The 20,912-nt window shown below is 71.5% G+C and carries 20 protein-coding genes; 12 read left to right on the forward strand and 8 right to left on the reverse strand.

Translation table 11 applies throughout. The annotated features are described in order from the left end of the window. The 3 genes from EES43_RS31040 to EES43_RS23195 all read left to right on the forward strand — a co-directional run. Window positions 1–519: hypothetical protein (locus tag EES43_RS31040; RefSeq protein ID WP_206430106.1), on the forward strand; the 519-nt coding region annotated here is incomplete at its 5' end. A 581-nt stretch (window positions 520–1,100) separates the two neighbouring features. Then, window positions 1,101–1,655, forward strand: a complete 555-nt coding sequence (locus tag EES43_RS23190; protein WP_124270501.1) for a hypothetical protein — start codon at window positions 1,101–1,103, stop codon at window positions 1,653–1,655. Between the two features lie 511 nt (window positions 1,656–2,166). Further along, window positions 2,167–2,655 (forward strand): nuclear transport factor 2 family protein, encoded by a 489-nt coding sequence (locus tag EES43_RS23195; RefSeq protein ID WP_124270502.1) that lies wholly within the window; start codon window positions 2,167–2,169, stop codon window positions 2,653–2,655. Window positions 2,656–2,713: 58 nt separating this feature from the next. On the opposite strand, the gene EES43_RS23200 is transcribed toward EES43_RS23195, so the two are convergent. Further along, a complete protein-coding gene (locus EES43_RS23200; RefSeq protein ID WP_124270503.1) occupies window positions 2,714–3,673 on the reverse strand; it encodes an MBL fold metallo-hydrolase in 960 nt (319 codons plus the stop codon). Between the two features lie 143 nt (window positions 3,674–3,816). Next, window positions 3,817–4,611, reverse strand: a complete 795-nt coding sequence (locus tag EES43_RS23205) for an SDR family NAD(P)-dependent oxidoreductase (protein ID WP_124270504.1) — start codon at window positions 4,609–4,611, stop codon at window positions 3,817–3,819. Between the two features lie 189 nt (window positions 4,612–4,800). On the opposite strand from EES43_RS23205, the gene EES43_RS23210 reads away from it, so the two are divergent. Both EES43_RS23210 and EES43_RS23215 read left to right on the forward strand, forming a co-directional pair. Then, window positions 4,801–5,271 (forward strand): SRPBCC family protein, encoded by a 471-nt coding sequence (locus EES43_RS23210; RefSeq protein WP_124270505.1) that lies wholly within the window; start codon window positions 4,801–4,803, stop codon window positions 5,269–5,271. 239 nt (window positions 5,272–5,510) lie between these two features. Next, window positions 5,511–6,635, forward strand: coding sequence for an epoxide hydrolase family protein (locus tag EES43_RS23215; protein WP_124270506.1), 1,125 nt, complete (start codon window positions 5,511–5,513; stop codon window positions 6,633–6,635). A 123-nt stretch (window positions 6,636–6,758) separates the two neighbouring features. On the opposite strand, the gene EES43_RS23220 is transcribed toward EES43_RS23215, so the two are convergent. Then, window positions 6,759–8,231 (reverse strand): alpha/beta fold hydrolase, encoded by a 1,473-nt coding sequence (locus EES43_RS23220; RefSeq protein WP_241192503.1) that lies wholly within the window; start codon window positions 8,229–8,231, stop codon window positions 6,759–6,761. 216 nt (window positions 8,232–8,447) lie between these two features. Between EES43_RS23220 and EES43_RS23225 the strand changes: the two genes are divergently transcribed. Both EES43_RS23225 and EES43_RS23230 read left to right on the forward strand, forming a co-directional pair. Then, complete coding sequence (locus EES43_RS23225; protein ID WP_241192504.1) at window positions 8,448–8,810, forward strand: 2Fe-2S iron-sulfur cluster-binding protein; 363 nt, start codon at window positions 8,448–8,450, stop codon at window positions 8,808–8,810. A 48-nt stretch (window positions 8,811–8,858) separates the two neighbouring features. Further along, entirely contained in the window at window positions 8,859–10,085 is a 1,227-nt protein-coding gene (locus EES43_RS23230; protein ID WP_124270507.1) for a cytochrome P450, read from the forward strand. Window positions 10,086–10,135: 50 nt separating this feature from the next. On the opposite strand, the gene EES43_RS23235 is transcribed toward EES43_RS23230, so the two are convergent. Then, entirely contained in the window at window positions 10,136–10,624 is a 489-nt protein-coding gene (locus EES43_RS23235) for a hypothetical protein (protein WP_124270508.1), read from the reverse strand. Window positions 10,625–10,842: 218 nt separating this feature from the next. On the opposite strand from EES43_RS23235, the gene EES43_RS23240 reads away from it, so the two are divergent. From EES43_RS23240 to EES43_RS23255, 4 genes are all read left to right on the forward strand, one after another. After that, window positions 10,843–12,030, forward strand: a complete 1,188-nt coding sequence (locus tag EES43_RS23240; RefSeq protein WP_124270509.1) for an acyltransferase family protein — start codon at window positions 10,843–10,845, stop codon at window positions 12,028–12,030. A gap of 89 nt (window positions 12,031–12,119) precedes the next feature. Further along, a complete protein-coding gene (locus EES43_RS23245; protein WP_097871560.1) occupies window positions 12,120–12,626 on the forward strand; it encodes a nuclear transport factor 2 family protein in 507 nt (168 codons plus the stop codon). Window positions 12,627–12,721: 95 nt separating this feature from the next. Continuing rightward, window positions 12,722–14,320: an MFS transporter gene (locus EES43_RS23250; RefSeq protein WP_124270510.1), complete on the forward strand. Its 1,599-nt coding sequence runs from the start codon at window positions 12,722–12,724 to the stop codon at window positions 14,318–14,320. Between the two features lie 48 nt (window positions 14,321–14,368). Further along, window positions 14,369–15,589, forward strand: coding sequence for a cytochrome P450 (locus EES43_RS23255; RefSeq protein WP_124270511.1), 1,221 nt, complete (start codon window positions 14,369–14,371; stop codon window positions 15,587–15,589). Window positions 15,590–15,731: 142 nt separating this feature from the next. Here EES43_RS23255 and EES43_RS23260 read toward each other — a convergent pair whose 3' ends face one another. Next, window positions 15,732–16,997, reverse strand: coding sequence for a nucleotide disphospho-sugar-binding domain-containing protein (locus EES43_RS23260; RefSeq protein ID WP_124270512.1), 1,266 nt, complete (start codon window positions 16,995–16,997; stop codon window positions 15,732–15,734). A 212-nt stretch (window positions 16,998–17,209) separates the two neighbouring features. Between EES43_RS23260 and EES43_RS23265 the strand changes: the two genes are divergently transcribed. Beyond that, window positions 17,210–18,385, forward strand: a complete 1,176-nt coding sequence (locus EES43_RS23265; RefSeq protein ID WP_124270513.1) for a winged helix DNA-binding domain-containing protein — start codon at window positions 17,210–17,212, stop codon at window positions 18,383–18,385. A gap of 45 nt (window positions 18,386–18,430) precedes the next feature. Here EES43_RS23265 and EES43_RS23270 read toward each other — a convergent pair whose 3' ends face one another. Genes EES43_RS23270 through EES43_RS23280 form a run of 3 tightly spaced genes read right to left on the reverse strand, consistent with a single transcriptional unit; the run spans window position 18,431 to window position 20,809 of the window. Next, window positions 18,431–19,405 (reverse strand): NAD-dependent epimerase/dehydratase family protein, encoded by a 975-nt coding sequence (locus tag EES43_RS23270; RefSeq protein ID WP_241192505.1) that lies wholly within the window; start codon window positions 19,403–19,405, stop codon window positions 18,431–18,433. Between the two features lie 5 nt (window positions 19,406–19,410). Beyond that, window positions 19,411–20,031: a dTDP-4-dehydrorhamnose 3,5-epimerase family protein gene (locus EES43_RS23275; protein WP_124270515.1), complete on the reverse strand. Its 621-nt coding sequence runs from the start codon at window positions 20,029–20,031 to the stop codon at window positions 19,411–19,413. A 10-nt stretch (window positions 20,032–20,041) separates the two neighbouring features. After that, window positions 20,042–20,809, reverse strand: a complete 768-nt coding sequence (locus EES43_RS23280; RefSeq protein WP_124270516.1) for a class I SAM-dependent methyltransferase — start codon at window positions 20,807–20,809, stop codon at window positions 20,042–20,044. Window positions 20,810–20,912: the final 103 nt, after the last annotated feature.

Here is a 20,912-nt window from a genome sequence, read left to right on the forward strand (position 1 = left end):
GGCCTAGCGAAAATCAAGAATTGGTCACGCCCCCCCAGTAGCGTTGACACGTCTGCCGACGGAATTGTGAATCTGCACAACAGACTTGTCTCAAAAGGTGCGGCGAAGGGAAATTCGGTGGACTTGGCGGGCTTCCGGGAGGCGTACGGCGATGGCGACCTAAACAAACTCGGTCAAGGAAGATTGCACATGAAGAACTACCTTACTCCCGTTCCGGGCAGTAGCGCAAGTAAGCCGACTACAGTGAAATATAGTTCTTCAAAGCATCAACTTCTCTTCGAGGCCGAGGCTTCAAAGAAGCATCTGTCGGCGCGAGGAGAAGGGCTGATCAGTCAAGATCTGGATCCCGGGGCGCATCATCTGCTCGATATAAAAGCTGCATTGAAGGAAGGGGCGGCTAATTTGTGGGCAAGAGCAGGGCATACTCAGTGGACTAGGATCGTCGACTCCTCAGGAAATGGAGTTCTCGACAATTTCGACTCCCTTGACATCATATCAAAAATACACAACAGAAATTGATGGGATGTGAAAGTAGCGAAACGGTCTTGGATCGGCCGACACCCGCGACACCCGCGCTCTGCGCGGACAGGGTGCCGGCCTTTTCAAGTCTGTGCCGCCCTGGTCGTGCTCCTACTGATCTTTTCGTAAGTTCGGTGGGTGTGGTGGGTGGATGGTCAGGTCCGTGTGAGCGAGGAACGAGGCGGTTTTCAGTGTTTCGTGATTCCGTATATGTCACTGTCTCCCGGTCGTCCTGCTCTGCGAATCGAGCAATGGCATCGGTCAGGGCCGCAGCGTTGACCCGATCCGCAGCAGGGTCGGAATTCTCGTGCGTGACGCCGGGTTGCTGGGCACGGCCTGTTGCCGGCCCTGGGGGACCTGCGGGCAGCCAGTACCGGTGATCGACTTTTCGACAGGAGCGTCCGGCTCCTCGGCGGCGCCGGCTGCCGGGCGCCCTCCTGCCCGGTTCACGGCTTCGGAGGGATCGCGGCGCCCGCAACCTTGGCTGTCTGGCTGGAAGTTGGGATGTGTGTCGCCGACGCCGCCGACTATGCTGCGTGAGTTCACCATCACGCACGGTATGGAAGTGGGGTCACATTCCTTTGAGTGATGTCGCAGCCTCCCCGGTCTACGCCGCCTACAGTCAGATGCCGCCCCAGACGGGCGTGCTGTGGAGTTCCGAACCGTCGGAGTTCTCCCCCGGGGCGGAGTGGGCGAACCTGCCCGGCGCGGTGATTCCCTTCCTGGTCGGTCAGGGATGCACGGTGCTCGGCGGCGTGTTCGTGGCCACGTTCTCCGCCGAGGCGGCGGTGCGCGGAGAAGGCGGTGTCGGCATGGTCGACATCACCTTCGGCGGGGAGCCCGCGAGCCCGCGCGGCGAGAACCATCCCTTCGTCTCCGCCGGAGCCTCCGGACTGGCTCTGTCCTCCCGCACGGCCGGGCAGCGTACTGATCAGGTCTGCATCAGCGAGCGGGTCACGGAATCCTGGAGCAGCCACACCATCACCCGGGCACGGCAGTACTCCTACGACGCCGTCAACAGGCGCAACGCCGAAGTCAAGGTCCGTGTCCGGCTTGAGGGCGGCGAGAAGCTGACGCTGAAGAACTGGCTGGTCCAAGTGGTGGCCTACCCCTGGAAGGACGCCAGAACCACATAGCCCGGCCTCCCGTGCCCCGTTCCCCCGGGGTCACCGGTGCGTCGCCGGCCGAGCTGTGCCGCGGTCGGGTCGAGCGTGCCGGTGAAGCCGGGCAGTTCCAGCCGGGCCGGCGGCCACCGGCCCCGTTCCTCTTCCACTGGCCGACACCGGACACCCTTCAGGCCCGGACTTCTCTCCCGGCCCGTGGGTCGAACGGTCACAAGAGTGCGGGGCGAGGCGGACTGTCCAGGGCTGGGGGCGGACCCGCTGGGTGTGCGGGCTTGGGTTCGCGCCCCGCGGCCACGGGCATTTGTCGGACGGCCGTCATCGGAGCCATGAGCAGGGTCGGGGACTGCTCGCGGCCTGAACGACCGACCCGGGTGTTGCGACGCCCCCTGGAAACCGCCCTCCTCAGGCTCGAAGCGTCGTCGCCGCAGCGGTCGAGCGGCCCCCCAGCGGTGCTGAAGCGCTCCCCGCCAGGCTCGGGCACGGGACGGGCCCACAGGTGAGGTCTGCCCGGAGGGAAGTTGCCATGGGACAGGCGAGCAGTACAGAGCACGCGGCGGTCGTCACGGGCGGGACCGGAAGTCCTCCGGGACCCGTCTCCGGGGACCTCTACGCCGAGGTCATGACCTTCTACGCGTGGCAGATGCGACGCGTGGATGCCCTCGACATCGAGGGCTTCGCGGGCACCTTCACCGACGACGGCGAGATCTCGCACCCGGACGGGCAGCGGCAGCGGGGGAAGGCGGAGATGCTCGCGGGGATGCGGGCCGCGCTGCCGCGCTACCGGGACGTCACCGTGCGGCACTGGTTCGGGCATGTGCTGGTCGAGCCCGACGAGGGGGATCCGGACACCCTGCGCGCCTCGTACTACTCCCTGGTCGCGCTGACCGATCGCGAGGGGGAAGTGAGGTTCCAGCCGACCTTCACCGTCGACGACGTACTCGTCCGGCGCGGCGGGCGCCTGCTCACCCGGTCCCGTCTCATCCGGCGCGACACTCCGGCCGAGTCGGTCTGACGCCTCGGCGCCGGGCGGGCCACGATCGGGGCCCGCCCGGCGCCGAGCGGCGAGGGGATCAGGCGTGGCATGCGGGTAGGCCGCCGTGGAAGGCCACCATCTCCCGGAACGACGCACCCACGTCGAGCCGCGCCCCCGGTGCCAGGCCGTCCAGTTCGGCATCGGCCCGGTGAAGATTGCCGACGAGCCGCTCGGGGTCGACCAGCGCCGCGAACGGGCCGAGATCGGCGGCCCGCGCCGTCTCCAGGGGCGTGCGCCCGGCGCGCCTTCCTTCCCGCGCGAGTTCCAGGAGACGGCGCAGATACGCCTCGGTCTCGTCGATGAGTTCGGGGCCTCCGACCGGCCCGTGTCCGGGCACCACGGTCGTCGCCCGCAGCGCCCGCAGCCGCTCCAGGGCCAGCAGCGAGCCCGAGACGGAGCCCATCAGCACGTACGGGGTCACCCGCGACCACACCACGTCGCCGGTGAACAGCACGGACCGCTCCGGGACCCACGCCACCACGTCGTCGGGGGTGTGCGCCGGGCCGACGTGCAGCAGCTCGACCCTCAGGTCCTCCGCGTGCACGGTAAGCGTGTAGCGGAACGTGACGGTGGGCAGGGTCAGCGGCGTCGCGCCCCACTCGACGTCCGGCCACAGCTGCCGCAGTCCGAGGCCGGCCTCGCCGCTGTCCGCGCGGGTGCCCTCGTGGGAGACGATGACCGCCCGGTCGGAGAACTGCCCGTTGCCGAAGATGTGGTCGCCGTGGAAGTGGGTGTTCACCACGAGGTCGGGCCCGCCGGGGACGATCCGCTCGACCTCCTCGCGCAGTCGTCGGGCGCGCGCTTCCGTCGCGGCGGTGTCCACGAGGACGGACCGGCCCCGGCCCGCGACGAGGCCCGCGTTGTTGAGGCACCAGCCGCCGTCCGGCTGGACGAAGGCGTACACGCCTTCGGCGACGGGGTGCAGCACGCCCTCCCCTCCGGGCACCGGTGGGGGCGCCGGGACCTGGGGGAGGGGGGCGGCGGTCGGTCCGGTCATGCTCGTGCACCTTCTTCCTGGGTCAGCCCCGGGCTTCCTGGGTCAGCCCCGGCCGTCTACCGGGATGCGGCATCCAGGAGGGCCGGGACGCGGTTCTCGGCGGTTCCCGGGCGGCTGGGGGCCCGGCCAGGGAGGCCCGGCCGTCAGAAGTTCCCGAGGCCGCCGCAGACGTTCAGAGCCTGGGCGGTCACCGCGGCGGCGTGCTCGGAGGCCAGGTAGTCGACGAGGGAGGCGACTTCCTGGGCCGTCGTGTACCGGCCGAGCGGGATCTTCGCCGTGAACCGGCGCATGATCTCCTCCTCCGGGACCCCGTAGTGGCCGGCGTAGCCGCGCCGGACGTTCTGCGCCATGCGGGTCTCGACGTAACCGGGGCACACGGCGTTGACGGTGATACCCGTCCCGGCCAGTTCCTTGCCGACCGCCTTGGTGAAACCGATGACACCGGCCTTGGACGCGGAGTAGGGGGCGGCCAGCTCCACCCCCTGCTTGCCGCCCGTCGAGGCGATGTTGATGATGCGGCCCCAGCCGCCGTCGAGCATCAGGCCGCTGCTGAGCACCTCCCGGGTGACCCGGAAGCTGCCGTTCAGATTGGTCTCGATCACGTCGTACCACAGCGTGTCCGGAATCTCGGCGGTGACGCCCCCGCCCCCGCGTCCCGCGTTGTTGACGAGGATGTCGATACGGCCGAACTCCTCCACCGCCGTACCCACCGCCGCGCGGATCTGCTCCGGTGACGTCACGTCACAGACGCACCCGGCGACCTCCCGGCCTTCGCCGCGCAGCCGCTTCACCAGGGCGCGTACGTCTTCCTCGCTCCGCGCGACGCCGAACACGGCGCAGCCGCGCTCCGCCAGGGTCTCGGTCACGGCCAGCCCGATCCCGCCGGTCGCCCCGGTCACGAAGGCGACATGCCGCTCCGGCTGTCGTTGCTCTGTCATCGCTGGCTCCCTGCCCGTCTCGACCTTGCGGTGCGCCGATGGTGGCCGCGCCGCCTTGCGGGCGGCTCGGACCGCGCCGGAGCGCCACTGGTGCCGGCTTCCTCCACCGGCCCTCCACGCCGGGTCCAGAGCGCCCGGAGACCCTCCCGTTCCATCGCCCCCACCTGATGGACCGACAGAGGAGAACGCGTGAGTGAGCAGAGGGTCGTTTCCGATGTACGGAAGTCGGTGACCGTCGCGGCGACGCCCGGACACTGCTTCGCGGTGTTCACCGAGCGGCCCGCGGACTGGTGGCCGCCGAGCCATGTGCTCCTGGCGGGGGAGCGGGTGGGCCTGGCCTTCGAGCCCGGTGCCGGCGGTCACTACTACGAGTGGGACGGGGCCGGGAACCGGATCGACTGGGGCCGGATCCTGGAGTGGGAGCCGGGCCGCCGCCTCGTCATGACCTGGCGGGTCGACGGCAACTGGCGGTCCGTCCCGGACGACGAGCGGGCCAGCCGTATCGAGGTCGACTTCGTGCCCGTCGAGGGCGACCGCACCCGCGTCGAGCTGGCGCACGTCGACCTCCACCGCCACGGCGACGGCGCCGAGCGCATCTTCCAGGCCCTCGACGGCCCCAGCCCGGGTGAGACGCTCGAACGCTTCGCCAGGGTGGTGTGAGCCGTCGGCTTCCGGAGCCGTCCGGCGGCGCGAGCCCTCGCGCCGCCGGCGACACCGTCGTGACTGCCCGTCCGGCCCTCGCCGGAGCTGACCCGCCGACCGTGCCCGAGGCCGCACTCCCGGTCGCCACGCGGGCCCTTCCCCTCAGCTTGCTGTCCGGCACGGCCCCGCCGCGCCGTCGCGCCGGGGATCCACGAGATTCACGAGCCGAAACCTCCACGTGGAAGGAACGCACGTCCATGTCAGAGCACGAACGGTTCCACGTCGACATCCCCGACGAGCAACTCGACGACCTGCGGGAACGTCTGGCGCGGACCCGCTGGCCGGAGGCGGAGACCGTCTCCGACTGGTCGCAGGGTCTGCCGTCGGCCTACGCCAGGGAACTGTGCGAGCACTGGCGCACGGCCTACGACTGGCGGGCGACCGAGACACGGCTCAACGCGCTGCCCCAGTTCACCGCGGAGATCGACGGAACGTCCGTCCACTACCTGCACGCCCGCTCGCCGCACCCCGGGGCCCGGCCGCTGCTGGTCAGCCACGGCTGGCCCGGCTCCGTCGTGGAGTTCCTCGAACTCGTCCCGCTTCTGACCGATCCCCCCGACCCCGCCGACGCCTTCCACGTGGTGTGCCCCTCGCTGCCCGGATTCGGCTTCAGCGCCAAGCCTGCCCGCACCGGCTGGACCGCAGAGCGGATCGCCCGCGCCTGGGCCACGCTCATGACGGAGCTGGGTTACACCCGCTATGTCGCGCACGGCGTCGACTGGGGTTCGTTCGTGACCGCCGCGATGGCGGAGGACCCGGAACCGGCGCCTGGGCTGGCCGCCATCCATCTGACGATGCCTTTCGCCCGACCGCCCCGCAAGGAGGTGTCCCTGTCCGAAGCGGATGTGGCGGGCCTCGCCGCGATGAAGCGGTTCCAGCGGGAGGAGGGCGGCTACTCGGTGGTGCAGAGCACCCGTCCCCAGACCCTCGGCTACGGCCTGACCGACTCGCCGGCAGGCCAACTGGCCTGGATGGTCGAGAAGTACGGGGCGTGGAGCGACCACGACGGTGACCTGGAGAAGGTGATCCCCCGGGACCGGCTGCTGGACATGGTGAGCGTCAGCTGGTTCGCCGCCACCGCCGCGTCCTCGGCCCGGATCTACTGGGAGAGCCAGAACCGCCTGGCGCTGGGACCCGTGAGCCTGCCCACGGCCGTGTCCAACTTCCCCAAGGACGGGCGGATGCCGCGCCCGTGGATCGAGGACCGCTTCGCGGACCTGCGGGTATGGAAGGACCACGAGCGGGGCGGGCACTTCCCCGCGCTGGAGCAGCCGGAACTCCTCGCGGACGAACTGCGCTCCTTCTTCCGCGCCTTCCGCTGACGCGGTGACCGGCCGCGCCCGGCTCCGTCGCGGCCTGCCGCCGGTCCGCCCGCGCCCGGTCCCGTCGCGACGCCCGTCGGTCCGCGCCCCGTCCGGGCGCGGACCGACGGGCGTCGCGGGGCTTCAGCCCCGGCCCGGGTCGGCCGGGATGTCCGGACGGGGCGTGGCACCCGCGCACCGGGCCCCGGCCGGCGGCAGCACCCCGTCCGTCAGATACCGGTGGACGAGCGCGTCCACCTCCGCGTTGCCGGCCAGCACGAAGACCTCGTGGTCACCCGAGTCCGTCACCGTGATCAGACGGTGGCCGAGCTGCTCCGCCATGGCCACGCCGCCGTCGTGGTGATCCATGATGTCCCCGTCCGCCTGGACCACCAGACCCGTGGGAAAGCCGTTCCGCACGATCTTCGTCGGCGGCTCCGCCGGTGTGAACGACCGGAAGGCGCCCACCCAGGGCTGTGCCCGCAGCACCCCGTAGCCGTAGGGGTAGCGGACCCGGAAGTCGCGCATGGCCGTGAAGTACTCCGCGAGGTCGGTCGGCCAGTCGTGCTCCAGGGTCACCGCGTCCAGTACGCCGCTGCGCAACTCGCCCTCGTGGTCGGTGGGACGCCAGCCCCGCTGGTCCGCCAGCAGGCTCCGCGCCTGCTCCGCGCCGGCCTCGCCCCCGGGCCCGGCCATCAGCCGCGCGATGATCCGGCCCAGCCGCCCCCACGCTCCGCGGTCCGCCGTGCGGTAGCCCATCGCCCCGTCCAGCAGGGTGCGCAGGTCGACGCCTTCCGGCAGCTCCTCCAGCCGCCGCACGGCCCGTTCCACCGATTCGAGTACGGCCTCGGCGCCGACACCGAGCCCGAAGACGCTGTCGCGGTCGCCGGCCCACCGCGCCCACTGCCGCACATTGCGCAGGATCGCGTCGCCCTGGGAGACGAACTGCTCGTACCAGGTCCAGCCGGGGTGGACGCATGAGTCCAGGACGCTGCGGTCCAGCCGCTCGGGGAACATCGTGCCGTAGACGGCGCCGACGTACGACCCGTAGGCGTAGCCGACGAAGCTGAGCCGCTCCTCGTCGAGGACCGCGCGGATCACGTCCATGTCGCGGGCCGTGTTGCGGGTGCTCACATGCGGGCGCAGAGCGCCGCCCGCCCGCGCGCAGCCCGCCTCCCGCACCCGCATGTCCTCGGCGATCTGCGCGAAGTGCGCGTCGGGCGGGCGGGAGTCGAACGGCGCCTTCGGCACGGCAACTTCGGCGTACAGCCGGGTGGAGTCGCCGGTGCCGCGTGGGTCGAAGCCGATCAGGTCGTACACGTCGTGCGTCGGAGTGCCGCAGAGGGCCGCCACCAGTGCCCGGCCCCGCCCCCAGTCGCCGCCGGGGCCGCCGTTGACGGCCAGGAGGATGCCGCGTCGGCGCCGCGGGTCGCGGGCCCGGCTGCGGCTCAGCGCGATCGTGAGCCGCTCGCCGCCGGGCTGCGCGTAGTCCTGCGGCACCTCGATCTCCGCGTGGTCGAGGTCCGGGTCGTCCGGCGACGGGCGCCAGACGGGGCGCTGGGCGCAGTACGCGTCCAGCGCGGGGGCGGCCACTGAGGCGGATTGCTCGGAAAACACCGCTGTACCTCCGATCCCTGGGGGCGGTCAGCATGGCGACGGCCCCTTGAGGCCCCCTGGAAGGCATCCGGACCCGTGCGATCGCCCGGCCGTCGCGGGCGCCGTTCCGCGAGGGGCCCTCCAGTACGCCGCTAGTGCTCGTGTCCACAGTGCGCACGGTGCCGCCCGGCCCCAGCCGCGTCCGGGCCCCGCGCGGCTGGAGGCCACGGTGCGCACGTGGAGGCCACGACGCCGCCCAGCGACGAAGGGAACGCGATGGCCAAGATCACCTACAAGCAGCCGGACGGCACCGCGACCGTGGTGGACGTCCACCCCCCGGACACGGTCATGCGCGGCGCGAGGCTCAACGGCATCGACGGCATCGAGGCCCAGTGCGGCGGAGCCGCCCAGTGCGGCACATGTCACGTCTACGTCGACGCGACCAACAGCCTCCCGCTGCCCGGGATGGACGAGATCGAGGACGACGTCCTGTACACCACCGCGTCGCCCCGCACCGAGCACAGCCGACTGAGCTGCCAACTGCCCGTGTCCGAGGAGATGGACGGCCTCGTGGTGCACCTGCCGGAGAGCCAGGTCTGACACCCCGCCGCCCCGGCTCGGCCGCCGCCGACCAGAAGGGACACCTCCATGAGCAACGCCGCACCCGAACTCCCCACCGAGGAGCACGAGACCTTCCCGTACGTGCGCCCGTGCCCGTTCTCGCAGCCCGCCGCGTATGAGGCGATGGCTGAGGAGGATGTCTCACAGGTGACACTGACCGGGTCCGGCCTGCGGATCTGGACCGTCACCGGGTACACGACGATCCGGACGCTGCTGACCGATCCGCGCGTCAGCGCCTCCCGCAAGCACGCCGACTTCCCCTTCTACTTCATTGCCCCGCCGGAGTTCCGCACCGAGACCTCGTTCATCGGCTACGACGGCGAGGAGCACACCCGCACCCGGCGCAAGGCCGCGCTCACCTTCACGCACCGCCAGGTGCAGCGGCTGCGGCCCCGCATCGAGGAGATCGTCGACGACTACCTGGACCGCATGCTCGCCATGGGCCCGCCCGTCGACATGCACCGGGTGTTCTCGCTCGCCGTGCCGATGACGGTGATCTGCGAACTGCTGGGCATCCCGCAGGACCAGCACGACTTCTTCATCCGGCACGGCACCGCGCTGCTGGGCGGCCACAGCTCCCCCGAGGAACGGCAGGCCGCGATCGTCGAGGTCAACGCCTATGTGAGCGAGCTGATCCAGCGGAAGAGGAAGGAGCCGGGCGACGACCTGCTCAGCCGTGCGATGGCCGACTACGAGGAATCGGGCGAAGACTACACGGACCGCGACCTGTTCAACATGGTGCGGCTGCTGATGAACGGCGGGCACGAGACCACCGCCAGCCAGATCTCCTTGGGCACCGCGTGCCTGCTGGAGAACCCCGACCAGCTGGCGCAGCTGCTGGCCGACCCGTCGCTGATCAGGCCCGCGGTGGAGGAGTTGGTGCGGATCGCGACGATCGGCGACACCGCCGTACCCCGTGTCGCGCTGGAGGACATCGAGATCGGCGGCCGGACCATCCGGGCCGGCGACGGCATCCTCTGCCTCGGCCTCGCCGGAAACCGCGACCCCGAGGTGTTTCCCGAGCCGGAGAAGCTGATCATCAGCCGCGGCAGCCGCAAGCACCTCGGGTTCGGCCACGGCGTGCACCACTGCATCGGCGCCGACCTGGCCCGGCTGGAGCTGGAGATCGTCTGGAGCAGACTCTTCCAGCGGGTGCCCGGCCTGCGGCTGGCCCGGCCGCTCGCCGACCTCCCGCGCAAGGAGGGCGCTGTGATCTACGGCCTGTGGGAACTCCCCGTCACCTGGGACGCGTGAGGCCCCCCCCGGCCCGGCCCCGCGGGACCCTAACGGGGCCGGGCCGGGCCTCAGGAGCCCACGGGCGCCACGTCGCAGGGCGGCACAGGCCGGGTGACGCGGGAGAACGTGATGGTCTCGGCGCCCGAGGACACCAGCGTGCCGTTGGCGTCGTACACCGTGGAGGAGTGCAGCGAGTTGAACTGCGAACCCATGAGGATCGCCGAGCCGCGCATCTCCGCCCGGCCGTGCACCTGGCCCAGTTCGTCGATGAACAGCTCTGTCAGCGTGTAGCCGAAGGCTCCCTGGCCCCTCTTCTTCCAGGTGCCCTCCGACATGCCGTGGGGCACGCCCGGAGCCTCGACCTCGTGGCACAGCATCCCGTCCGCCTTGTACTGCTGGCGCACGTGGACGGTCTGCCCGTCGAAGTCGAGCTCGGCGGCCCACACTCCGACGGGTGTGGGCGTGCGGTGGTGTGCGGCGGCGCTCGGGGCCCAGGCGCCGAGGACCAGGGACGACACCGCCGCCACCGTCACAAGAGGCTTCTTCGGTATCCGCATGTTCGCATCCTTCTGCTCGCCGGAACGTGGGCCCGTGAGCATGGCGGCGCGTTCTCGACTCCCGGTTGAGTCGGAGGACCTCTCCCGGAGGGCCCCGGCTGTCGAGCGGGATTCCGGGCCGCCTCTAGCCCCACCGCCGACGCTGGCGTAGCCGCCGCCCCGCCCGGCGAGTGGTCAGGACAGCGCCCACCACCCCGGGAACGCATGCAGGAGAAGCCATGGAAAGATCCGACGAGGTCCCGGTACGGCCGGGTCCTGCGGACAGCCGCCTGCCCTCACTGACGGGGCTCCGGTTCGTCGCCGCGATGACCGTGCTGTGCGCACACACGGGATACCTGTTCTTCATGGGCGCGAGCCCCGCGCACGACCCGACGGACTACATCTTCGCCGTCGGCGGTGTCGGACTGACCTTCTTCTTCGTCCTGAGCGGCTTCATCCTGACCTACGTGGCCCGGGACGACGACACCAGGACGGCCTTCCTGCGCCGCCGGCTGGTGAAGATCTTCCCCAACCACCTCGTCACCCTCGCGGCGACCGTCGTGCTGATGCTGGCGGCCGGCGTCACCGTCTCCGTCACCAACACCGCCCCCTCCGTCCTGTTGCTCCAGAGCTGGCTGCCCGTCCAGGACGCGATCATGGGTCACGGCACCAACTCGCCCAGCTGGTCGCTCACCTGCGAACTGCTCTTCTACGTGTGCTTCCCGTGGCTGCTGACGCTGGTGCGGCGCATCAGGCCGGAGCGGCTGTGGGGGTGGACCGGCGCGGTCACCGCCGCCATCCTCGTCGTGCCCTTCATCGCCCAACTGCTCCCCGACCAACCCACGATGTGGTGGGGCGGAGACATGTCCTGGTGGCAGTACTGGTTCGTCTACCACTTCCCGCCGGTGCGGATGCTGGAGTTCGTCCTCGGCATCCTCGTCGCCCGCGCCGTGCTGAGCGGACGCTGGATCAGGATCGGCCTCCTTCCGGCGGGCCTGCTGTCCGTGGCCTCGTACGCCGTACTGGCCCAGCTGCCCGGGGTCTTCGCCTGGATGTCGCTGTCGGCCCTGCCGCTCGCTCTGGTCATCGGCGCGGCGGCCACCCGGGACATCGAGGGCCGGCGCACCGGGTTCGGCAACCGGGCGATGGTGTGGCTGGGCGAGATCTCCTTCGCGCTCTACATCGTGCACTACCCGGTCATCTACTACGGTCCGATGCGGGCGGTCGATCCCGAACACGCCTTCCAGATACGCGGTTTCGCCGAGGCCCTGCGTGACGTCTCGCTCACCTTCGCCATCAGTCTCGGGCTGGCCTGGCTGCTGTACGTGACGGTCGAACGGCCCGCCATGCGCCGCTGGAGCCGCGGGCGGCCGCCGCCACCGGCGGGCGTGCCCGGGGAGGCCCGGGACCCGGCCAAGGCCCTCTGACCTCCACCGGGTCGAGAGCGGCTCGAGTGCCCCACCACTTCCCATCGTTACTGTCAGCTGTGCCGGGAGGCACAGCGGAAGGAGGAACCATGGAGCGGGCCGACGCGGAACTGTACGTGGAGGTACAGCAGTTCTACGCGGAACAGATGCCGTTGCTCGAAGAGCGCAGGCTGGAGGAGTTCCTGGAGACGTTCACCGAGGACTGCGTGCTGGAGCACATACCGTTCGGCTGGCGTTTCGACGGCCGGGAGGACCTGCTCAAGGAGATGTCCGCCCGGCGCGGGGACGCGTCGGCGCCCCGTGTCGAGGAGACGTCGGCGCGCCGAGCCCGCGACGAGAACGTCCCCTACTACAACGGGCTGGTCTACCGGTACTGGTTCGACCGGCTGCGCGTCGTGCCGGACGGCGATGACACCCTGCGCACCCGCTACCAGGCGATGGTCAGCATGACCGACTCCGACGGCAAGGTCAGCTTCGAACCCACCACCGTCGTCGAGGACGAACTCGTGCGCCGCGACGGCCGGCTGCTGACGCGTTCGCGCACCGTCACCCACGACTCCGCCCGCTGGGCGGACAAGATCCACAACCCCTCCTGACCGGTCGCCGCCCCCGAGCGCACCGGAAACCCCTCCCGGGTGGGCCCCGGCCCACCCGGGAGGACTGCGAGAAGAACAGGCTGAGGACAAACGACATGACCGAAGAGCACCCCGGACAGAGCATCCCCGTGAAGGCGGGCCGGCGTGAGTGGCTCGGACTCACCGCGCTCGCGCTGCCGTGCTTGCTCATCTCGATGGACAGCACGGTGCTGTACCTGGCGGTGCCGCAACTCACCGAGGACCTGCGCCCCAGCAGCACGCAGCTGCTGTGGATCCTCGACATCTACGGCTTCCTCGTCGCGGGCTTCCTCATCACCATGGGCACGCTCGGCGATCGCATCGGTCGCCGCAGACTGCTCATGGCGGGAGCGACCGCCTTCGGTCTGGCCTCACTCGTCGCGGCCTGGGCGAGCAGCGCGGAACTGCTCATCGCGGCCCGTGCCCTGCTCGGCGTCGCGGGGGCCACGTTGATGCCCTCGACCTTGGCCCTGATCCGCAACATGTTCCACGATCCCGCGCAGCGCGCCTCGGCCATCGCCGTGTGGATGACGTCGTTCGTTGTCGGCATGGCCATCGGCCCGTTGGTCGGCGGAGCGCTGCTGGAGCACTTCTGGTGGGGTTCGGCCTTCCTCATCGCCGTGCCCGTCATGGTCCTGCTGCTGGTCGTCGGCCCCTTCCTGCTGCCCGAGTACCGGGCGGCGGACGTCGGCCGGATCGACCCCCTCAGCGTCGTGCTGTCCGTCGCCGCCCTGCTGCTGGCGATCTACGGCATCAAGGAACTGGCCGTGCGCGGACCGAGCGGCACGGCGCTCGCCACGACGGCCGCGGGCATCGTCCTCGGCACGGCGTTCGTGGTGCGACAGCGGCGTCTGACCGATCCGCTGCTGGACGTGGGGCTGTTCGCCAACCGCCGGTTCAGCGCCTCGCTCGGCACCCTCACCCTCACGCTCTTCGCGATGTCGGGCATGTTCCTGTTCCTCGCCCAGTACCTGCAACTGGCCCTGGGCCTTTCTCCGTTGAGCGCGGGCCTGTGGACGCTTCCCGAGGCGTTCGCGATGATCGCGGCCGGATTCCTCACCCCCGTGCTGGCACGCCGCTTCCGCCCCGCGTACGTGATGGCCGGCGGACTGGTGATCGCGGCCTGCGGCTGCGCGATGTACCTGTTCCTCGACGGGACCGGCGGCCTCGCGATCCTCGTCACCGCCACCGTCGTCTTCGCCCTCGGCATGGGGCCGATGACCATCCTGGGGACGGACATGATCCTCAGCGCCGTGCCGCCGGAGCGCGCGGGCGGGGCCTCCGCCATGTCCGAGACCAACCAGGAGTTCGGCATGGCCATCGGCGTCGCCGGCCTCGGCAGCGTCGGCACCGCCCTCTACAGTTCCCGGCTGGCCGAGACCATGCCCGCGGGTGTCCCTGCCGAGACCGCCGAGGCGGCCGGTGAGACGCTGGCGGCCGCTCTCTCCGCCGCGGCGGCGCTGCCGGGCGAGACCGGCGAACAGCTCGCCGCCGCCGCCCGCGCCGCCTTCAGCCACGGACTCCACGTCAACGCTGTGCTGAGCAGTTCTCTCGTACTGTGCGCCGCCGTCCTCGTCGCCGTACTGCTGAGGCACGTGCAGCCCCCCGCCGGAGACGAGGAGACGAGTACCGGTGTTCCGCGCGACGCCGGCAAGGAGGTATCCGACCGGGCCTGAACCGCTCGGGCAGGCCCTCGTTCGCACCCACCACCACGGAGGTTCACCATGCCTGGACAGCGACCGGCCGACGTCTTCCCGCTCCCCGGCTCCTCATACCGCGGACCCGCGCCGCGCTACCAGGAGCTGCGGGCAGGGGAACCGGTCGTCAAGGTCCGCACCGAGGGCGGAGCGGATGCCTGGCTCATCACCCGGTACGAGGACGTGCGCGCAGCCCAGGCCGACCCCCGGCTCAGCCGGGCGGCGGCCTGCGGCCCCGGCTCCGTGCGGGTGGGCGGCACCATGCACACCACCCCGGAGATGATCATCTCGCTCGACGGCGAGGAGCATTCGCGGCTGCGGCGCCTGGTTGCGGGCGCCTTCACCACCCGCAAGGTGGAGCTGATGCGCCCGCGCGTCCAGGAGGTCTCCGACCAGTTGCTGGACGCCATGGCGGCCAAGGGCGGCACCGGCGACCTGGTGGAGGACTTCGCCGTTCCGCTGCCGCTCATCGTGATCGGCGAACTGCTCGGTGTGCCCGCACAGGACCTGCGGACCTTCGAGAAGTGGGCCCGTGCCTTCGCCACCGTCGACGAACGGGCCGGCGGGGAGGCGTCGCTGGAGGGCCTGGCCCGACTGAACGAGTACATCGTGGGTCTGATCGCGCAGAAGCGGGCCAGCCCCACCGGCGACATGCTGTCGGACCTCGTCGCCGCGCGCGACAATGACGACCGGCTCAGCGAACAGGAGCTGGTGACCTTCGGGTTCACTCTGATCGGCGCGGGCTTCGACACCACCGCCAACCAGCTCGCCAACTCCGTGCTCGCACTGCTCGTACACCACCGCGAGATGTGGGACCGGCTGGTCCGGGAGCCGCAGGGCATCCCCGCCATGGTCGAGGAGCTGCTGCGGCACGTCAACCTCTTCGCCACCGACACCACCGGCTTCCCGCGTATCGCCGTCGAGGACATGGAGGTGGCTGGGGTCCGTATCGCCGCGGGCGACCCCGTGCTGCTCTCGCTCGCCTCCGCCAACCGCGACGAGTCGGTCTTCCCGGACGCCGACGCCTTCGACCCGGACCGGCCGCGCAACCCTCACCTCTCCTTCGGCCACGGGATCCACTACTGCCTCGGCAAGCAGCTCGGCAGGATGGAGATGGCCGTGGCGCTGGAGGGTCTCACACGGCGCTTCCCCGATCTGCGGCTCGCTGTCCCTGAGGCCGAACTGCCTTGGCACCGCGGCGAGATCAACCACACGCTCAACAGCCTGCCGGTGACCTGGACGGTGTGACCCCGACTGCCGGGCGGGCGGCCGTCCGTGAGCACGACGCCCGTCCGCGGGTCTCGGAGGTCCGCGGACGGGCATCGTGCTCACGGCGGGTCGACAGCGGGCCCGGCCACGGCGTGCGGGGCCCCGCGGACGCGTACGCCCGTCAGCTCCGCGCGCGGTGCAGCGCGGTGAGCTTCTCCAGCATGGGGACCACGTCGTTGGGCGAGGGCAGCGCCAGCCAGTCGGCGTGCAGCTTCCGGGCCCCGGCAGTGAATCCGGGCTCCGCCAGCAGCCGGGTCAGTCGCTCCCGGATGCCGTCCGTCCCGTCCTTCTCGTGGTGCACGGCGAGTCCCGCTCCGGCGTCCAGGAGGGAGCGCGCGAACTCGGGAGACTCGATACCCGCGCCCATCTCGATGAGCTGCGGCACCTCGTGCGCCACTGCCGTCGCGAAGCTGCCGAACCCGCCGTGGTGGATGAGCGCCGCGCAGGTCGGCAACAACTGCCCCAGCGGGATGTAGTCGACGACGCGGACGTTGTCCGGCACGTCCAGGTCCGCCAGCTGACCCGGCGTGAGCGTCGCGACGACCTCGATGTCCATGCCGGCCACCGCGTCCATCATCGCCCTCAGCATCGCGCCGTTGGCGTAGTCGAACATCTGGGCCGTCGTACCCAGCGTCAATGCCACCCTGGGCCGCTCCGGCACCGGATACAGCCACCCGGGCTGCACCGCGCCCCGGGTGTACGGCACCCAGCGCATCTGCACCCGCCGCGCCGGCACCGGCAGGTGCAGCTCCGGCGGTGTGGGGTCCACAGTCCACTGGCCCAGCAGCAGCTCGTCGTCGGGCGCGAAGCCGTACCGCTCCGCGACCGGCCGGACCACCTCCCGGAGGGGGTTGGCCGGCGGTGTGCCGGCCCGGGCGAACCTCTCCAGCGCCCACCCGGTGACGTCGGCGCCCCACAGCAGCCGTGCATGGGCCGCCCCGCAGCTGCGGGCCGCGACGGCCGCCGCCGGCCAGGTGTCCCAGAGCACCAGGTCGGGCCGCCACTCCCGGGCGTGCGCGACCAAGTCGTCGATCAGCGGGGCGGGCGCCCCGCGCTCCGCCGGGACCTGGTGGAACATCTCCACGGCCGTCACCAGGAACACACTGAACATCTCCCACTCGTGGGCGTCCCGCGGGTCCAGGTCCAGTTCTCGTGCCAGCCGGCCCCGCTCCTTTGGGGGCAGCGTCACGTACTCGCCGGAGTATTCGGGCGTGCTCTCCTCGTCCCCGAGCGGCACTGCGGTCAGCCCCGCCGCGGTGATGTCCTTCCACAACTTCGGCGGGGAGGCGACATGGACCTCGTGCCCGGCACCCTGGAGGGCCCACGCCAGGGGGATGGCGGGGAACAGATGGGACGCCGTGGGCCACACGGTGATCAGGACGCGCATGAAGTCTCCTCACGGACCTCGGGACGGCCGGCCACGACGGCTGCGGCCGTACGGCCGAATGTGCGCCATCCCGGTGGAAGGGGTCTGGAGGCACGGTGCAGCCGGTCCCGGCGGCCCGGCCGCCGCTCCGGCTCCAGGCGAAGTCGAGCGGAACTCCAGGCGGATGCGGGATGGTCGGGCATTCATGCGCACGGAGAAGGAGAGCACGTCCCATGCCCGAGTCCCAGGCCCCTGTTCCCCGTTTCACCTGGGCCCAGGTGTCGTCCCGCCGACTCGCCCGCAGCGGCCTTTCCCGCCCCCTCGACGGCGCCGGCCCCCAAGACGTGGTGTCCGCCCTGTGCGGGGCGCACGCCCAGGTGCTGTCCGCCGGTGAACAGTCCGTCGCCATGCGGATTCCCGGAGCCACCCGGGCCACGGTCCGTGACGCGCTGTGGACGGAACGGACCGTGGTGAAGTCCCGGGGCGCCCGCGGCACCGTGCATCTGCTCGCCGCCCGCGACCTGCCGATGTGGACCGGCGCGCTGTCCTCGATGCCCGACACCCGGAACATGCACCGCGGCGACGGGATGCTGACGCGCGAGCAGACCGAGCAGGTCATCGAGGGGCTCCGGGTCGTGCTCACCGACGCGGAGATGACCGCCGACGAACTGACCGACGCGCTCGCCGGCCACGTCGGCTCCTGGGCGGGCGACCGGGTCATGGAGGCGTTCCAGGGGATGTGGCCCCGGTGGTTCGAGGCCATGGACCTGGCGACCAACCAGGGCGTGCTGTGCTTCGGCCCGCAGCGCGGCCGGAAGGCGACGTACACCAGCCCCGCCCGGTGGCTGCCCGGCTTCACCCCCGCGCCCGCGGAGGTCGCCGTGCCCTGGCTGGTGACCAGCTACCTGCATGCCTACGGTCCGGCCACCCCGCAGCACCTCGCGCGCTGGCTCGCCATGCCGCGCCGCTGGGCCGCGGACACGTTCGCCGCCCTCGGCGACGCCCTCCAGGAGGTCGACCTGGAGGGCACCCGCTGCTGGGTCGTGGCGGGCGACACCGACATGCCGGAGAGCGAACCGCCGGAGGGGGTACGGCTGCTGCCCTACTTCGACGCCTACGGTGTCGCCGGCCACCCGCGTGAGCTGCTGTTCCCCGGCCGTGCCTTCGAGCGGGCGCTGGCGGGCGGCCAGGCGGGCAACTACCCCGTGCTGCTGATCGACGGACTCGCCGCGGGCGTCTGGCACCAGCGCCGCTCGGGCCGCCGTATCCACATCACCGTGGAACCGCTGTCGCCTCTCACCGACCGGCAGCGGCGACTGCTGGAGGACGAGGTGGAGCGTGTCGGCGTGATCATGGAGGGCAAGCCGGAACTCACCGTCGGCACCGTGTCCGTGGGGCCGCACGCCTGATCCGGCCCCACGGACGGGCTCGGCCCTGGAGCCGATCGGACCCGCTCAGCCCCGTCCGCCGGCGGCCAGCCAGGTGTCCCGCAGCGAGCGGTCGAGGCTGATGCGGGCGCGCCAGCCCAGCAGGCGCTCCGCCTCCGCGACGTCGGTGCGCACCCAGTCCCCGCCGAGGCCCACCCCGGCTCCCGGGCCCGGGGGCCGCTCCACCACCGCGCCGGGCGGCAGACCCGCCGCGCACCGGAACGCGGTGACCAGCTCGGCCACGGGCGTGGCGATCCCGCTGCCGATCGTGACCGCGCGCCCGCGCACCTGCCTGCGCGGCGACGCGGCCGCCACGACGGCGTCGGCCACATCCCGTACGTCCACGAAGTCGCGGGCGGCGTCCGCGACGACGATCCGCGCGGGCGCGCCGTTGTCCGCGTACCGTCGGAACGCGGACAGCAGGTGTCCCACGAAGCTCGCGGGAGACGGATGGGGGCCGCACACACTGGCCACCCGCAGGACCACCGCGTCCATCCGGCCGGTGGCCGACGCGGCATCGAGCACGGCCCGAGAGCCGTCGAGCTTGCTGCGCCCGTACGATCCCGTCGGACGCGGTTCGACCCCGCCGCCCAGCAGAGTCCCACGCGGCACGGGACCGAACTCGTGGACCGTGCCGATGTGGACGAGGCGCACCGGCCAGGGAAGCAGCGCGACGGCGTCCAGCAGCCGCCGCACGGCCGTCACGTTCGTCCGCCGCAGCGCCTCCTCCGGGCGGTCCCAGCCGTCGGTGGCGTTGGCCCCGTCGGTGGCGTTGACCACCGTGCGCACCCCTTCGTCGCGAAGCAGCCGGGCCAGCTCCCGCGTCGGTACCGCGGTCAGGTCCACCGGGCGGAACGCGTCCGGCGGCAGGTGCGGCGCCGGGTGCCGGGCGAGGGACAGGACCCGGGAGGCGCCCCGCGCGAACGCCGCGTGGACATGGCTGCCGACCCACCCGGTGCCGCCCAGCACGGCCACCGCGTCCCCGGCGCCCGGTTGGCTCACCGGGCTCACCGCCGGGCCCCGGCAGCGGCGGCGAGGCGGACGTCCTGCTCGCGGCACACCGCGTAGTCGGGCAGCAGGCCGCGCTCCCGGGCCTCGGCGAGCGTCGGGGCCGCCCGGTCGCGCTCGGAGAGCACCATGGCCTCCCGGTCGTCCAGCGGGAGCGCCAGGTCCCGGTCGAGGGGGGAGACAGCCCGTTCGCGGGACGGCTCGTAGCTCCGCGACAGGGTGTAGTGCATCGTGGCGTGGTCTTGCAGGGCCACGAAGAGGTGGCCCACGCCCACGGGGAGGTACAGCGCGCGGCACTCCTCCTCGTCCAGAACCACGGTGTCCCAGGAGCCGAAGGTGGGCGACCCCACGCGCAGGTCCACCACCGCGTCCAGAACCTGTCCGCGCGAGCAGAAGACGTACTTGGCGCAGCCCGCCGGGGTGGCCGTGTAGTGCACACCCCGGACGACGCCACGGCGCGAGACGCTGTAGCTGATTTGCTCGACGGGGAACAGCGGGTGGCCGCGGGCCTCCGCGAAGGCGGGCTGCTGGAACGGGGAGAGGAACCGTCCCCGCTCGTCGGGGAAGATCTCGGGCGTGAACTCCAGGGCACCGCCGACGGCGAGTTCTCGTACGCGCATACCCGCCCCCTCAGCGATCCGCTGCCCGGACACCGACGAAGAGCCCCACGCCACGCCCGTCGGGCGGCGGCAGGTACTCCACGGTGCAGCCGGCCCGGGTGAACGCGGTCTCGTACTCGTCCCGGCGGAACAGCGTGAGGTCGTGGACGTCCGTGAAATGCCGCACACCCGTGTCGGCGTCCGCGACGAGGTAGTGGGCCTCGATCCGGCAGCCTCGGCCCTCCCGGACCAAGGTGGCGTGCGACATCCTGGCGATGCCCGTCCCGTCCACAGTGGCGAGGTCGCTCATGACCTGGCGCGGGGTGAACCGTTCCGGGAAGCACCACGGCTCCACCACCAGGACGCCTCCCGGGTCGAGGTGCCGTGCGAAGCAGGCCACGGCCGAATTCAGCGTGTCCATCGTCGGCAGATAGCCGATCGAGGAGAACATGCAGGTGATGGCGGAGAAGCCACGATCCAGCAGGAATTCCGTCATATCCGCTTCGTGGAAGCGCGTTCCGGGGAGCGCCGTCCGAGCCTCGGCCAGCATGGAGGGCGCCAGATCCAGCCCCTCCACATGGGCGAACTCCTTCGCCAGGTACCGCAGATGGGAGCCAGTCCCGCAAGCGGCGTCCAGCAGTGACCGGGCCTGCGGGAACCGCTCGCGGATGATGCCGGTGATCTTCGCTGCGTCGGCGGCGTAGTCCTTGCCCCGGCCCCGGTAGACCGCCTCGTACAGTGCGCCCCGGCTGTAGATCGCGGACAGCGGGCTTTCCGGGGCGAGTCCGGTGCTGTTCATGGGCCTCCTCGTCAGTGCCGGGCCCATTGCGGGACCGGGCGGGTCCGGGGGCGCCCGCGGTGTCCGGGCGCCCCGGACGACGGTGCTCCAGCCGCCCGGAGCG

Source organism: Streptomyces sp. ADI96-02, assembly GCF_003846185.1.
Taxonomy (GTDB): Bacteria; Actinomycetota; Actinomycetes; order Streptomycetales; family Streptomycetaceae; genus Streptomyces.

Coding starts and splice junctions, on each gene's coding strand:
- EES43_RS23245 (WP_097871560.1), top strand. CDS start 12,120: ATGGAGCGGGCCGACGCGGAACTGTACGTGGAGGTACAGCAGTTCTAC.
- EES43_RS23205 (WP_124270504.1), bottom strand. CDS start 4,611: ATGACAGAGCAACGACAGCCGGAGCGGCATGTCGCCTTCGTGACCGGG.
- EES43_RS23275 (WP_124270515.1), bottom strand. CDS start 20,031: ATGCGCGTACGAGAACTCGCCGTCGGCGGTGCCCTGGAGTTCACGCCC.
- EES43_RS23240 (WP_124270509.1), top strand. CDS start 10,843: ATGGAAAGATCCGACGAGGTCCCGGTACGGCCGGGTCCTGCGGACAGC.
- EES43_RS23215 (WP_124270506.1), top strand. CDS start 5,511: ATGTCAGAGCACGAACGGTTCCACGTCGACATCCCCGACGAGCAACTC.
- EES43_RS23200 (WP_124270503.1), bottom strand. CDS start 3,673: ATGACCGGACCGACCGCCGCCCCCCTCCCCCAGGTCCCGGCGCCCCCA.
- EES43_RS23230 (WP_124270507.1), top strand. CDS start 8,859: ATGAGCAACGCCGCACCCGAACTCCCCACCGAGGAGCACGAGACCTTC.
- EES43_RS23250 (WP_124270510.1), top strand. CDS start 12,722: ATGACCGAAGAGCACCCCGGACAGAGCATCCCCGTGAAGGCGGGCCGG.
- EES43_RS23260 (WP_124270512.1), bottom strand. CDS start 16,997: ATGCGCGTCCTGATCACCGTGTGGCCCACGGCGTCCCATCTGTTCCCC.
- EES43_RS23265 (WP_124270513.1), top strand. CDS start 17,210: ATGCCCGAGTCCCAGGCCCCTGTTCCCCGTTTCACCTGGGCCCAGGTG.
- EES43_RS23235 (WP_124270508.1), bottom strand. CDS start 10,624: ATGCGGATACCGAAGAAGCCTCTTGTGACGGTGGCGGCGGTGTCGTCC.
- EES43_RS23280 (WP_124270516.1), bottom strand. CDS start 20,809: ATGAACAGCACCGGACTCGCCCCGGAAAGCCCGCTGTCCGCGATCTAC.
- EES43_RS23255 (WP_124270511.1), top strand. CDS start 14,369: ATGCCTGGACAGCGACCGGCCGACGTCTTCCCGCTCCCCGGCTCCTCA.
- EES43_RS23195 (WP_124270502.1), top strand. CDS start 2,167: ATGGGACAGGCGAGCAGTACAGAGCACGCGGCGGTCGTCACGGGCGGG.